This is a genomic window from Sinorhizobium sp. 7-81, from assembly GCF_030124405.1.
Lineage (GTDB): Bacteria > Pseudomonadota > Alphaproteobacteria > Rhizobiales > Rhizobiaceae > Sinorhizobium > Sinorhizobium psoraleae.
Map to the genome: position 1 here is coordinate 1 of NZ_JASKLT010000003.1, position 14,200 is coordinate 14,200.

At 64.8% G+C, this 14,200-nt stretch carries 10 protein-coding genes; 7 read left to right on the plus strand and 3 right to left on the minus strand.

Annotation, left to right across the window (positions count from 1 at the left end):
- Window positions 1–90 precede the first annotated feature (90 nt).
- On the minus strand, window positions 91–603 hold the full coding sequence (locus tag QN224_RS12510; protein ID WP_283976944.1) for a hypothetical protein: 513 nt from the start codon (window positions 601–603) through the stop codon (window positions 91–93).
- 387 nt (window positions 604–990) lie between these two features.
- On the opposite strand from QN224_RS12510, the gene QN224_RS12515 reads away from it, so the two are divergent.
- The 3 genes from QN224_RS12515 to QN224_RS12525 all read left to right on the plus strand — a co-directional run bounded on the left by QN224_RS12515 (window position 991) and on the right by QN224_RS12525 (window position 7,083).
- Window positions 991–3,270 carry a hypothetical protein gene (locus QN224_RS12515; protein ID WP_283976945.1) on the plus strand — a complete coding sequence of 760 codons (2,280 nt, stop codon included), beginning with the start codon at window positions 991–993 and terminating at the stop codon, window positions 3,268–3,270.
- Between the two features lie 286 nt (window positions 3,271–3,556).
- The gene (locus QN224_RS12520) at window positions 3,557–6,142 is read left to right on the plus strand and encodes a mechanosensitive ion channel family protein (RefSeq protein WP_283977469.1); all 2,586 of its coding nucleotides are present in this window, start codon (window positions 3,557–3,559) and stop codon (window positions 6,140–6,142) included.
- A 482-nt stretch (window positions 6,143–6,624) separates the two neighbouring features.
- Complete coding sequence (locus tag QN224_RS12525; protein WP_283977470.1) at window positions 6,625–7,083, plus strand: DUF4168 domain-containing protein; 459 nt, start codon at window positions 6,625–6,627, stop codon at window positions 7,081–7,083.
- A 145-nt stretch (window positions 7,084–7,228) separates the two neighbouring features.
- Here QN224_RS12525 and ppk2 read toward each other — a convergent pair whose 3' ends face one another.
- On the minus strand, window positions 7,229–8,149 hold the full coding sequence (ppk2, locus tag QN224_RS12530) for a polyphosphate kinase 2 (protein WP_283976946.1): 921 nt from the start codon (window positions 8,147–8,149) through the stop codon (window positions 7,229–7,231).
- A 223-nt stretch (window positions 8,150–8,372) separates the two neighbouring features.
- Here ppk2 and QN224_RS12535 point away from each other — a divergent pair, with 223 nt between their 5' ends.
- Entirely contained in the window at window positions 8,373–9,011 is a 639-nt protein-coding gene (locus QN224_RS12535; protein WP_283976947.1) for a hypothetical protein, read from the plus strand.
- Window positions 9,012–9,160: 149 nt separating this feature from the next.
- On the opposite strand, the gene QN224_RS12540 is transcribed toward QN224_RS12535, so the two are convergent.
- Entirely contained in the window at window positions 9,161–10,069 is a 909-nt protein-coding gene (locus QN224_RS12540; RefSeq protein WP_283976948.1) for an AraC family transcriptional regulator, read from the minus strand.
- Window positions 10,070–10,380: 311 nt separating this feature from the next.
- On the opposite strand from QN224_RS12540, the gene QN224_RS12545 reads away from it, so the two are divergent.
- From QN224_RS12545 to QN224_RS12555, 3 genes are read left to right on the plus strand one after another with little or no spacing between them, the layout of a single operon-like run.
- Complete coding sequence (locus QN224_RS12545) at window positions 10,381–10,944, plus strand: (2Fe-2S)-binding protein (RefSeq protein WP_283977471.1); 564 nt, start codon at window positions 10,381–10,383, stop codon at window positions 10,942–10,944.
- Between the two features lie 2 nt (window positions 10,945–10,946).
- Window positions 10,947–11,924: a xanthine dehydrogenase family protein subunit M gene (locus tag QN224_RS12550; RefSeq protein WP_283976949.1), complete on the plus strand. Its 978-nt coding sequence runs from the start codon at window positions 10,947–10,949 to the stop codon at window positions 11,922–11,924.
- A complete protein-coding gene (locus QN224_RS12555; protein ID WP_283976950.1) occupies window positions 11,921–14,152 on the plus strand; it encodes a xanthine dehydrogenase family protein molybdopterin-binding subunit in 2,232 nt (743 codons plus the stop codon). The genes QN224_RS12550 and QN224_RS12555 overlap by 4 nt, the downstream gene beginning before the upstream one ends.
- The last annotated feature ends 48 nt before the right edge of the window (window positions 14,153–14,200 follow it).

The following is a 14,200-nucleotide window of genomic DNA, read 5'->3' on the forward strand; positions in this document are numbered from 1 at the left end:
GCGGCCGATGCGCTTGCCCTGGACATAGCGGCGGAAGAGAAAGTCGGGAAAGATGGTGAGCAGCGAGCAGATCAGGAATTCCAGCATGGCTCACCCCCTGTGCTCGATCTTGTCGTCGCCCGGCGCCGGCACGACTTCGAGCGACACCCATTGCGGCCCGCCCGCCGGCGGCTGCTCCGGTGGGGGCGCTTTCCGTTGAGCTTCTGACCTCATCGCCGCCAGTCCGCTCTGCGCGGCCTCGCGCTCGTCGGTCCTCTCGTCGCGGCGGGCAATCCTGGCGAGCGAGCGGGCGATCGACTTCACAGGGGAGGCAAAGTCCGGAAACTCGACCATGGCGAGCAGCAGCGCGGCGATCCAGAACAGATGATTGTGGGTGAAGAGCGCGATCAAACACAGCACGCCGATGATCTGCAACTGCCCCTTGCTGGCGCCGTGCGCCATGTGTTCGGGCAGCGCGTGCAGCCTGAGATAGAGGATGCCGACCAGGAAGACCATCAGCAGCACGAAGACGGTCATCACATTGAACAGGACGTCCGTCTCTCCCGGTGCGGTAATGAAAACAGGCAGATGATCCACTGCCGCCGGATGCAACGCTTCCGCCATTTCGTCCCCCCAAAGCAGACCGCGCCAAGGCCGCATCATACGCCTTATGTCGTGGACTTCAAAGCGTTCCCCGGGACCGATACGGCGATGACCGCGCATAAAAGGATGGGGGTGGCGGCAAGTTGGTTTTAGTGGAGTAGGGGAAGGGGCGGTGTCAGTGGTCGTTATCGCTTCGGCCCATCTCGCCACTACAGGCGACCACGAGCCGCCTACGATTGCGCCTCTTGATTGCCAAGCAATTGACAATACAACCGTTTTGGGCTATGCCAAGGTCGTTTTCCGAAATCTGACATACGTCCCTTGCAGCGAATTGCGTTTAGTCGTTCGAAACTGAACTGCAGCGCCGTGCGTCCTTCCGGCGCACGCCCCTCCGCCCAGGAGTGTTTCATGGTTCTCCCGCTTCCGCCCATCGTGCATGGGCCGATCACGCGCTTCTCTCCCTCAGTTCGGGTCACCGGAGTTCTCGCCGATGCGACGGTCGAGCTCTTCGCCGACGGCGGCCAGATCGGAAAATCCGTCGCCGGATCGAACGGCACCGTCTGGGTGACAATCTTCGACACGCCGAATGCCGGGCAACTGATCACCGCCGTCCAGACGACGACGGACGGCAGCAGCGCGCCTTCGCCGCAAGGCGTGCCGGTCATCGACCTCCCCAACCCCCTGCCGTCGCCGGTCTTCGTTTCGCCGCTGACGACGGCCATGTCCGCCGTGCGGCTGAGTGGCCTCGTGCCCGGCGCTTCGGTAACGATCAGCAATAACGGCACGGTCGTCGGGCTTGGCGGCGGCAGCGAAACCACCGCCTGGATCCCCATCCTTGCGGGCGCCAGCCTCGATGCCGGAACGCCGCTCGTGGCGGAGCAGACGCTGGCCGGGATCTCCAGCCCCTCCGTCGCCAGTCTTCCGCTCGTGCAAATCGGCCGTGAGGTGGATCTTCCAACGCCAAACGTCGCCCAGCCGGTGACCGCCTGCGAGACCAGTATCAACGTTTCGGGCATCACGCCGTCGGCCGACCTCATCGCCGACAACGAGGGCGTCGTCACCACCTGGTTCAATCCGGCCGAGGCTTATGCCGCCTGGGGCGCGCCGCAGTTCCGGCAGGGGAAGATGCTCGTCAAGCAGGCATTCCCGCGTCTCAACAGCGAAAGCGGTACGACCACAGTGCCGGTCGGGCCACCGGTCACGCCTCCGACGCCGACGATCCAGTCCGACATCTGCCCGCAGATCGCGCAAATCAAACTCTCGAATCTTGCGCCGGGATCGGTCGTCACGGTCTACACCCGCGCACCCGACCCGGCCAATCCGGGAACGATCGTCGAGACCGCGATCGGAACGGCCGGCGTCAGCGCCTCGAGCGAGCCTTTCAACCTGCCGCCCGGCGTCAACCCGGTCACGTCCGCCGGCCAGCCGGTGCTGCTGACGGCCGCGCAGAGCCGTTGCGGGCTGACGAGCGCGAAAGCCGCGCCAGCGAAATTTGCGGCCGCAGGCGGACCCTATATGGTGCCGATCCTCGCCGGCCCGCTCTACGACTGCGCCCGTGTCGTAGTGATGCAGAGCGCCCATCCCGGCTCGCAGGTCGAGGCGCGCTCGGCTGCAACGGGTCTGCCGCTCGGCGATCCCGTCTTCGTCGATCAACCGACGGTCTTCTTCAAGACGTGGTTCCCGCTCGTCGAGGACGACAAGGTCTTCATCCGGCAATATGGCTGCAATGCCAACGGCGATTCCGCGGCGGACCGCGTGTATCCTTTGCCCGCGCCGATCCCGGTGCCGGAGATCGGGGCGCCGGTCAGGCCGGCCGCGCCCTTCGTCTACGCCCACGGCTTCCTGCGCGGCGCCCGCGCGCATCTGCTCGTCAACGGTGTGCTCCGGTCGAGCGTCGACACGCAATATTCCGATGCCTGGATTCCGGTAGGGGCGCCGCCGCTTACCGAAGAGGACGTGGTCTTTGTCGTGCAGACGCTTTGTGCTCACGCCAGCGCCAAGGAGGGGCGCGGCGTGCCCGTCACGCGCGGCCATCTGAAGGTCAGCGTCACGCCGGAGACCGTGGAGCGGGGCTCGACCGCATCGGTTACGGTGACGGCGGTTGACGTCGATACCGGCGGTGCGGTGACCGGTGCACAGGTCCTGCTTGATGGCAAGGTCGTCGGCAGCACGGATACCGCCGTTTCCTTCTCGCCCAAGGCCGGCCAGCCCAACCCGGCGGGGCTCGTCAAATCGCCGGTCCAATATTTCGACGCGCCGTTCTCGATCACCCTGACTGACCCGCCGCCGCAGACGGGCAAGCTCCATCTCAATGTCGGCCCGGGAGCGCCGATCCCGCAGAAGGTCGCGCTCACCGGTGCGACATGGACGGTCACGCCGCAGTGGCTAGCCGGCCAGTCGTTCACGGCAAACGGCGCGAGTGCCACCATCGCGCTGCCGCAGCCGCCAGCCGGAAGTCAGGCCAAGGTCACGGTCAGTCTCGCGACCACCTGGGCAGTCGCCGGCGAGATCAACGGCGCGGTGTTCCCGCCTCAAACCTTCCCCGGGCTGATGAACCCCGATCCGACCGTCCTGAGCTGGACCGGCAGCGGTCTCACCGCCGGCTGGTGGGCGCTTGTGTCCGTCAGCGAGGACGAGGACGGCAATGCCCGCCTCAATGTCGTTACGACCTTTCAGGGCGTGCAGTAGCCGTGCGTGCCATCGGCCGGACATTCGCGTGCCGCGCCCCTCGTCAGCGGAAAGCGCGGCATGGACCCTGGGGATCAGGCAAAAAAACGTCCCAATCCTCTGCTTCTGCATTTTTTTGCCGTGTTGCGCATGCAGAGCGGATCGTCGCGAGCGTTGGCGCGAGATCCGGGAGGAACGGCAATGGCCGGGCACGCTCGCTGTTTTCGGTTGATTCAAGCTGGAATCATCGTGATCTAGGCTTGGACGTGATTCCGTGTCGTCATCCGGGACTTCGAAGGGTATCGAATTGCATCTTGTTGGAAAGTTGACCGCCGTTTCGCTCGCCGTCCTGACCGCAGCCGTTGCGCTTGCCGGCAGCGGCCCGGCCATCGCCCAGCAGGCGACCCAACCCGCACAGCCGGCCCAGCAAACGCAGCCGGCCGCACCGGCACCGCAGGCCCAGCCTGCGCAACAGGACCAGCCCGATGATGGCGCGGAGACTGCTTCTCCGGCTCTGCAGCAGGCTGAGGAGCAACTCGCCAATGCCGATCGTGAGCTGAAGCTGCTTGGCGAGCGCGTCGAAAAGGCGAGGGAAGACGATACGCTGCTGGCAGAATTGAAGGTGCAGGTCGATGCCCTTTCCGGCCAGATCATCGCCGCCACGGTTGCGATGCGGCCGCGACTGGAGGAAATCAAGGCGAGGCTCACCGAGCTCGGTGAGCCGCCCGGCGAAGGGCAACCGCCGGAAGCCGCTATCGTGACGGAGGAACGAAAACGCCTGATCGCCGAACGGGGGGAGATAAACGCGCTGACGGGGCGTGCCGAAAACCTTTCGGTGGAGGCGAAGAAGCTTGCCAACGGCATCACCGCAACAAGGCGCGCACTCTTCTCCAACACGCTTCTGAGACACACTGAGATCTCGGCGGCAACGCTGGCGGAGGCCGTCACGACGACGATCGGCGAGACTCAAGCGCTGTCGCGCAGCGTCGGAAGCTGGCTGACCTTTGCCTGGAACTACAAGCGCGTACCGCTTCTCATCGCGATTTTCCTCTCGCTCTGCGCGGCGCTGATCTTTCTCGCCGGCAGCCGCCGTCTCTTCGCGCCCTTCCTCCGGCACAATGGAGACGAGGAGGAGCCGAACTATTTCAGACAGCTCTCGGTCGCCTTCTGGTCCACGGTGATCCCGACAGTGTCGGCAACCGCCTTCGCAATGTCGAGCTACTTCTTCCTCAATAGCTTCAATGTGTTGCGTCCGGATATTGCGCCGATTCTGGCGATCACGCTGGCGGTCGCCGTCGTGCTGCTCTTCGTCACCAGCCTCGCTCAGGCGGTGCTGTCTCCTCGGCAATCGAATTGGCGTCTCGTGCGCGTTTCCGACCAGGGCGCACGCATGCTGTTCATCTCGATCGTCGCGATGGCGCTGGTCAACGTCCTCGATTACCTCGCTGGACGCATCAGCGAATCTCTCGGCTCGCCGGTCATCCTGACCGTTGCCAAGAGTTTCGTGGCCTCGATCATCATCGGCCTCATCCTGATGTCGATGGCCTGGATCCGGCCGATGTTGCGGCCCGACGAGCCCTTCGATGCGCCGGGGCGGGCCTGGCCGCGCGTCATCTGGATTTCGTTTCTTCTCTTCGGCGCACTGCTTGTCGCCATCGCGCTTGCCGGCTATGTCGGTCTTGCCCGCTTCATCGCCACGCAGATCATTGTCACCGGCGCGATCCTGGTGACGATGTATATCGGCATTCTCACGGGCAAGTCCGTCTCCCGTCAGGGCGCCTTTGCCGAAACGGTGCCGGGGCGCTACCTCGAGCGCCGCTTCAATCTGGAGCAGGTGGCACTCGACCAGATCGGGCTTGCGGCCGGGCTCGGCATCTATGCGCTGGTGCTGCTGTTCTTCATTCCGCTGATTTTGCTGCAATGGGGCTTCCAGACCGCCGATATCGAATCCTGGGCCTATCGCGTGCTGACCGAGATCAGGATCGGCACGATCACCATCTCGCTCGTCGGCCTGTTTGCCGGCGTGCTCTTCTTCGCGCTCGGCTTCGTCGTCACCCGCTGGGTGCAGCGCTGGATCGACGGCAACGTCATGGCGCGCAGCCGCGTCGATGCCGGCGTGCGCAACTCTATCCGCACCGGCATTGGCTATGTCGGCGTCGGCCTTGCCGGCCTCATCGGCCTCTCGGCGGCAGGCATCGACCTGTCGAGCCTCGCGCTCGTCGCCGGTGCTCTGTCCCTCGGCGTCGGTTTCGGCCTGCAGAACATCGTCTCGAACTTCGTCTCTGGCCTGATCCTGCTCGTCGAGCGGCCTTTCAAGGTGGGTGACTGGATCGTCAGCGGCACGACCGAAGGTTTCGTCCGACGCATCTCCGTGCGCGCCACCGAGATCGAGACCTTCCAGCACCAGTCGATCATGATGCCGAACTCACTGCTCATCAACGCCTCGGTCGGCAACTGGACGCACCGCAACAAGCTCGGCCGTTCGGAGATCACCGTCACCGTTACCTATGCGAGCGATCCGCGCCGGGTGATCGATCTGCTGCAGGAGATCGCCGCCGTCCATCCGATGGTGCTGAAGAACCCGTCGCCTTCGGTAGGCTTCACTGCCTTTGGCGACGAGCGCATGACCTTCGAATTGCGCATCTATGTCGCCGACGTGCTGACGGCGGGCAACGTGCGCAACGACATCCGTGTCTCGATCTACGAGCGCTTCCGCGACGAGGGAATCGGCGCGCCGTTCCCGCTGAAGATCGAGGATACGACGCCGGAGGAAGAAGCTCCGGCCGAGGCAGAGCCTTCGCCCGCGCAAGAGCCCGAGCCTTCGGCCGAGCCGGAGGAGGCGCCGGAAAGCGCGCCGTCCCGCGTCGCCAAACGCGGATCCCGCAGGGGGTGACGAGGCGGCCGCCGTCTGCGAGGTTTGCGCGCCGGGATCAGCCGCGGACGGGACTGAATTGCTTCGGCACGTCGGGTTGTCACGAAGGCTGGCGCTTCTCATTCCAGTGACGGGCACAGGAATGAGAAGCGCATTGCTAACCGCCAAACGTTCGCTTTGCGCCGCCGCGGTTTTGGCCAAAGCGGGGGCGGAGATCGTCGTTACGCTCGCCGCGCCGCTCACATCGATGACCACAAAGCTGCCGCTCAATGGTCAGCAAATCGCCCCGGTACCGCCCCATCGAGCACTCTTAGACGGTTCATCGTCACCAATGCGTCGCCCCCCTAGCGGGGGGAACGAACGACTGCTGCGTGTTTCCTTGGACCGGTACCGATCCAGAACATGCTGCAATTCAAGTACTACAGCGACCTTTGCGCGTCTGGAGACCCACGGGCGCTGTAAGGCGGTATTGCTGCCGATCAAGTCATGCACGTTACAGAGGAATGAACATGATCACTCGCTATACACCCGTTGCAACGTTGACCGCTGCGGCATTCAGCTTGATGGCTTTCAGCCCGGCGTCCGCGTTGGAAATGGCCCAGGCGCAACAGACGCAGCCCCAGGCGCAACAGACGCAGCCGATGCAGGGGCAGCCCGATAGCACCGGCGCGGCCGTCAGCGACCAGAAAATCGAGGCCTTTGCGGTCGCCTATCTGCAAGTCGACAAGGTCAGGCAGGAATATTCGGCCAAGATCGAAGCGACACCGGACGAGGCTGCGAAGCAAAAGCTGCAGACCGAAGCCAGCCAGCAGATGGTTCAGGCTGTTGAAGCCTCCCCGGATATTTCCGTGGAGGAATATACATCCATCTTGACGGCCGCACAGAACGACCCGGCTTTGGCCAAGAAGGTTCAGGAGAAGATCCAGAACTCCGCACCCGCGCAGGCACCGGCTCAGCAATAATTGCGGCGCGCGGAAGCCACCGTGAACCGGCGCAACGGTAATCACACTGTGCGCCCAAAGGCAGTGCCCGCACTTTCGCGGGCACTCGCATCATCGAAAGTGCCAGCCTTTGCGCGCCCGAAAGGACGCGCGGCGTCGTAGCTCGTCAGTATTTCGACGGCACGTAGAGTTCCGGCGGCAGAACCTTGCGTTCGTAGTCGGGATTGAATACCCGCTCGGGTAAGGCGATGTCCTCGTGCGGCACGTCCTCGTAGGGGATCTGCTGGAGCAGGTGGTCGATGCAGTTGAGTCGGGCCCGCTTCTTGTCGTTGCCCTCGACGATGTACCACGGCGCCTCGGGAATGTTGGTGCGGGCGAAGGTCTCTTCCTTGGCCTTGGTGTAGGCCTCCCAGCGCACGCGCGACTGCAGGTCCATTGGCGACAGCTTCCACTGCTTCAGGGGGTCGTGGATGCGCATCAGGAACCGCATCTGCTGCTCCTCGTCGGTGATCGAAAACCAGTATTTGACCAGCCGGATGCCGGAGCGCACGAGCATGCGCTCGAACTCCGGCACATCGTTGAAGAATTGCTCCACCTGGTCTTCGGTGGCGAAACCCATGACGCGCTCGACACCGGAACGGTTGTACCAGGACCGGTCGAAGAGCACGATCTCGCCGCCGGCCGGCAGGTGGGGCACGTAACGCTGGAAGTACCATTGCGTCTTTTCGCGGTCGGAAGGGGCGGGCAGCGCCACGACCCTCACGACACGCGGATTGAGGCGCTGGGTGATGCGCTTGATCACGCCGCCCTTGCCGGCGGAGTCGCGCCCCTCGAAGATCACGACGACCTTCTCCTTGTGATAGGCGACCCAATCCTGCAGCTTGATCAGCTCCGCCTGCAGCTGGAGCAGCGCGCGGAAATATTCGAGGCGTGGAATCGAGGGCGGGTGCGCCTTGCGGTAGATCTTGCGGATCTCATCGGAAAGGGCCGGCTCGGAAAGCTCAAGCTCATAGTCCTCATCGATCGTATCGGCCAGTTCGGCTTCCAGCCAGTCCGGGCCTTCGGCGTCCTTCTTGTCCATGTTCATCTCTCCGGTATTCTCACCGTCAACCGCGGTCTCTCGCGACTGTTCCACAACCGCGTGAAAGAAATTTGAACCGCTGGCCGCCACCTGTGCCGGGGCGGTTCGCCCGCCACGCCGTGAGCAGCGATCCTCTCGCGAATCCTATCACAAGGTTTTGATTTTACTCCTATCTTCGCCGCCATAGGCTTATTGTCGCGGGTTTGGAACCTGCATCAGGGAGGAGACCATGAAACGCACAGTTGCACTTGTTGCGGCCGGCTTGGCCTGTTCGGTCGTGGCCGCCAATGCCCCCGCTCATGCCCAGGATACGAGCATGAGCTTCTTCGTCACCAGCGCCAATCCCGGCAAGGGCGGCGACCTTGGCGGTCTTGCGGGTGCTGACGCCTATTGCAACACACTCGCGACGGCGAGCGGTTCGACCGGCAAGACCTGGAAAGCCTATCTTTCCACCGACGCGGAGAATGCGAAGGATCGGATCGGCAGCGGCCCGTGGTACAACGCCAAAGGCGAAAAGATCGCCGATGACGTGGTGTCGCTCCATAGCGACAAGAACAACGTCACGAAGCAGACCGCGCTCAATGAAAAGGGTGAGGTCATCAACGGCCGCGGCGACACGCCGAACCGTCACGACATCCTGACGGGCTCGAATCCAGACGGGACCGCCGCGGCAGAGACCTGCGGCAACTGGACGATGGGCGGGACTGAGGGCGCGGCGATCGTCGGCCACAGCGACCGGACCGGCCTCGACGATTCCGCCGCGGCCAAGTCCTGGAATTCCTCGCACACGACGCGCGGCGGTTGCACGCAGGAGGCTTTCAAGACCACCGGCGGCGATGGGCTCTTCTACTGCTTCGCCGCGAACTGAGCGGGACGGTATCGCATGTTTCCGGAGCCCCGAACGGCAGGGCGGCGGTCCGGCTGGAGCAAATCCAGGAGTGGTGTGCAATGGTTTTCCGTCCGCAATTGCGCGGTTCAAGAGCGAGATCACTTCACTGTTTGGCACAGTGAAGTGATCTAACGGCGGCGGGTACGCCGCCATTCGCCCGGACCGGCCTGCACGATTTTCGCGAAGACCCGGGTGAAATGGCTCTGGTCGGCAAAGCCGCAACTGCTGGCGATTTGGGTAATCGAGAGGCTCGAGTTCAGTAGCAGGTCCTGTGCTCGTTCGATGCGCCGGGCGAGCAGCCATCGATGCGGTGGGGCGCCGGTCGTTTCCTTGAAGGCGCGGGCGAAATGGCTGCGCGAGAGACCGCATTCGCGGGCGAGGGCCTCTAGCGCGATGTCGCCGTCGAGATGCGCCAGCAGAATCTCCTTGGCGCGCCTTTCCTGCCAGGGCGCAAGGCCGCCGCGCCGCGGCCGGTGCCCCGTCGGCATGTCGCCATAATTGCTGCCGAGATGGGTGAGCAGGGCCATGCCGACATGGTCGAGGAAAAGTTGATTGGCCTGTTCGGGCCTTTGCAGTGCGGGCAGGAGGCTGGTCCCGAGACTCCGCACGACGATGTCGTCGTTGGGAACGCCAGGCGCTATCCCGATCGTGCCCATGCGCGAGACGCCCCGTTCCTCGGCCATTCTGTCGAAAGCCTGGCGCGATATGTAGATCGCCAGGCAGTCGATGGGGTCCGTGAGGACGGAGGAATGCTCGGAATTCAGGTCGAGAAGCGTGAACTGGCCGCTTCTGATCGGCGCAATCTGCACCGGGCGACCACCTACCCAATAGGGATGCGGCTCAAGATCGAGCAGTTGCAGGCAGACGAGGTAGCCGTTCTCCCGCTCGATCCGGCCGGCGCCGTCTCCTTCCCTCTTGTCCCAGCTGACGCGCGTCGCGGCGAACTCCGTCCTTTGCAGACGCTGGACGCTTATGCTCGGCGGCGCTTCGACGCCGACAGACTCGCCCAAGCGCTGGCCATATGCTCCTCTGGCCATTCGCGAACTCCTATCAAGTGGAATTACCGCTCGAGGTCCGTTGCCGCTGTTCTTCCCGGACGCCCCGCAAAAACATAGCACTTCCGTACAAAACGCAGCAACATGGACGCTGGCGCGCTCGACGCGCCTGCATAAGCTTGGCCCGTTGCACTCCCAAAATCGACTGATCGCTTGAAAGAACGAACACGCGTTCCAGCAAGGAGTCTGCGTTTACCATGTCCGAACACGACAAATCCGAGAGCGGGGAAGCGGGATCACCGGTCACAACCGAGGCCGTCCATTTCGCATTTTCCCGACGCAACGTTCTGCAGATGGCAGCAGGGGCCGCGACGCTCGCGGCCATTCCTCACGGCACGGCGCAAGCCGCCTCGCCGGCCGCAACAACCGCAAATCAGGAGGGCACGAACGTGACGCCAGCGCGCATACGACTGACGGTCAACGGGGACTTGCGCGAACTGGAGCTCGATCCGCGCCAGTCGCTGCTCGACGTTCTTCGCGAAACGCTCGATCTCACCGGCACGAAGAAGGGCTGCAACCAAGGCGCCTGCGGTGCCTGCACCATCCTGGTCGATGGTAAGCGGATCAATTCCTGCCTGACGCTCGCCGTCATGCACGATGGCGCCGAGATCACCACGATCGAGGGACTGGCGAAAGGCGACGAACTCCATCCGCTCCAGGCGGCGTTCATCGAGCATGACGGGCTCCAGTGCGGCTTCTGCACCTCGGGCCAGATCATGTCCGGCGTCGGCTGCATCGCCGAGGGGCACGCCCATTCGCCCGAGGAGATCCGGTTCTGGATGAGCGGCAATATCTGTCGGTGCGGGGCCTATCCGGGCATCGTTGCCGCCGTCGCCGATGCCGCCGGGAGGACCTGACCATGTTTCCATTCAGCTACGAAAAGGTCCGCAGCGAACAGGAGGCGATCGCCGCCGCGGCCGCAGGCGCGCGCTATATCGCCGGCGGGACGACGCTCATCGATCTCATGCGCGAGGAGGTGGAACGTCCCGAACGGCTCGTCGACATCAACGATCTCCCGCTTGGAGGTATTCGCGCCGAAGGCTCCGATCTCGTCATCGGCGCGCTTGCCCGGATGACGGAAGTCGCCGCCCATCCCGATACCCTGCGTCTGCAGCCGCTTGTCGCCGAGTCCCTGATCGAAGGCGCATCGCCGCAGTTGCGCAACGTCGCCTCGATCGGCGGAAACCTGCTGCAGCGCGTGCGCTGTCCCTATTTCCGCATGCTCGATGCGTCATGCAACAAGCGCGAGCCGGGTTCGGGCTGCTCTGCGATCGATGGGTTGAACGGCGGCCACGCCATCCTCGGCGTCAGCGATCATTGCATCGCCACCCATCCGTCCGACGTTGCGGTGGCGCTGATCGCGCTCGACGCGACGATGCGCGTACGCGGGCCGGAAGGCGAGCGCACCTTTCCCGTCGAAGAACTCTTCCGGCTGCCCGGCGATACGCCACATCTCGAACACACGCTCAATCCGGGCGAACTGATCGTGGACGTGCGCGTGCCCGGCGGCCCTCACAGCCGTCGCGCGCGCTATCTCAAGGTGCGTGACCGCGAGTCCTACGAGTTCGCGCTTGTCTCGGCGGCCGTTGCCATGGAAACGGAAGGCGGCGTGATCCGCTCGGTGCGGATCGCCTGCGGTGGGGTCGGGACGCGGCCGTGGCGGATGCGCCCCTCAGAGGCGGCGCTGATCGGCAAGGAGCCGGGCCGATCGGCCTTCGAGGCCGCTGCGCGGCTGGCGGTGGAAGGCGCACGGCCGGCTGCCGGCAATCACTACAAGGTTGAACTCCTGCAGCGGACGATCGTCCGCACGCTGGAAATGGTCGGAGAAATGGCATGACGACGAATGTCATCGGACAACCGCTCCCCCGCATTGACGGCCGCGCCAAAGTCTCGGGAGGTGCACGCTATGCGGCCGATTTCAACCAGAAGGGCCGGGCCTATGCGGTGATCGTCAGCGCGACGGCCGGTCTTGGCCGGATCACCGAGATCGGGGCGGAGGTCGTCTCCGCCATGCCGGGCGTGATCGCGGTGATCAGCCACCTCAACGCGCCGCGACTTGCCTATGGCGAGCACAAGGGGTCGATCGATCCGGCCTTCGGCGAGCGTCTGCATGTGCTGCAGGACGACAAGGTGCGCTTCTGGGGCCAGCCGGTGGCGATCGTCGTCGCCGATACGCTCGACCACGCCGAACGCGCCGCCGCGGCACTTAATGTCGCTTACGCCGCCGAGCGTCCGGTCGTCGATCCGAGGGGTCTGCTCGCCAGCGCTGTCGTTCCGGAGGCCACGAAACGGGGTGGTCGGGCGGATGCCGACGCCGGGCGGGGCGACGCGGACGCGGCGCTCGCGAGCGCTGAGGTGAAGGTAGACGAGAGCTACGAGATCGCCCGCGAAAACCACAATCCGATGGAGCCGCACGCCACCGTCGCGGCCTGGGACGGCGACCGGCTGACGCTCTGGAGCAAGAGCCAGTATGTCATCAACGAACAGGCCGAGATCGCCGCGGTCTTCGGCCTGCCGATTGAGAACGTGCAGGTGATCTGTCCCTTCGTCGGCGGCGCCTTCGGCACGAGCCTCAGGACGTGGCCGCACGTCACGCTTGCGGCCATCGCGGCACGGCAGGTGGGGCGGCCGGTCAAACTCGTTCTCACTCGCAAGCAGATGTTCTTCACGACCGGGCACCGGCCCCGCACGCTCCAGCGCATCGCGCTCGGGGCGGCGAGCGACGGCAAGCTCAAGAGCCTCATCCATGAGGGCTACGGTGAGACCAGCCGCTACGAGGAGTTCATCGAGGCGCTGACCTCAGTCTCGGGCTTCCTCTATTCCTGCCCCAATGTGCGGACCCGCTACCGGCTCGTGAAGCTCGACACCGGCACACCCACCTACATGCGCGGCCCGGGCGAGGCGAGCGGCGTCTTCGCGCTCGAATGCGCCGTGGACGAGCTTTCCTACAAGCTCGGTCTCGACCCGATCGAACTGCGCCGTCTGAATGAGCCTGAGATCGACGAGGCCGAGGACAAGCCGTTCTCGAGCCGGTCGCTGATGAAGTGCTACGATGCCGGTGCCGAGCGTTTCGGCTGGTCGAAACGCGATCCGAAACCGCGCTCCATGCGCGATGGCCGGCTGCTGATCGGCATGGGCGTCGCGTCCGCGAGCTATCCGGCGTTCCACGCTCCATCGAGCGCACTCGCGCGCCTGCTTCCCGACGGAACCGCCGAGATCGAGGTGGCGGCGAGCGACATGGGGCCGGGGACATATACGTCGATGACGCAAGTTGCCGCCGAGACGCTCGGACTGCCGGTCGAGAACGTCCGCTTCAGCCTTGGCCGCTCGGACTATCCGCCGGCTCCCTCCCATGGCGGCTCGTGGACAATGGCGTCCGTCGGCTCGGCGATCCGCGCCGCCTGCATCGCCGTGCAGGAGGAGGCAGCAAGGCGTGCCGTCGCCGACCAGCGCTCGCCGGTCTTCGGCGCGTCGATCGATGGCGTCATGTGGGAGGAGGGGCGCCTGCGCCGCCGCGGCGAAACAGCCCCGGGCCAGTCCTACGGCGACATTGCGGCGAGCGCCGGCGGTGCGATCGAGGCGAGCGCGTCCACCAAGCGCGATCCCGACATCGCAGGCAAATACTCGATGCATGCCTTCGGCGCCGTCTTTGCGGAGGTGGCGGTCGATCCCGATGTCGGCACGATCCGGGTACGCCGCGCGATCGGGACCTATGGCGCCGGTCGCATCATCAATCCGCGGCTTGCCGCAAGCCAGTGCATCGGCGGCATGGTCGGCGGCATCGGCATGGCGCTGATGGAGCGGACCGTGCTCGACGCGCGCGACGGCCGGCCGGTCAACGCGCATATGGCGGACTATCTCGTGCCCGTGAACCTCGACATTCCGGACATCGAAGCGCATTTCGTCGACGAGGTGGACCCGCACGTCAATGCGCTCGGCGTCAAGGGCCTCGGCGAAATCGCGCTCGTCGGTATGGCCCCCGCCATCGCCAACGCCGTCTTCCACGCGACCGGCATTCGCGTGCGCACGCTGCCGATCCGGATCGAGGACATGCTGGTCTCATGACATCCCGCGTTCGGTCGGCGCCCCCCGGCCGAACGCTTCGTCCCTCCC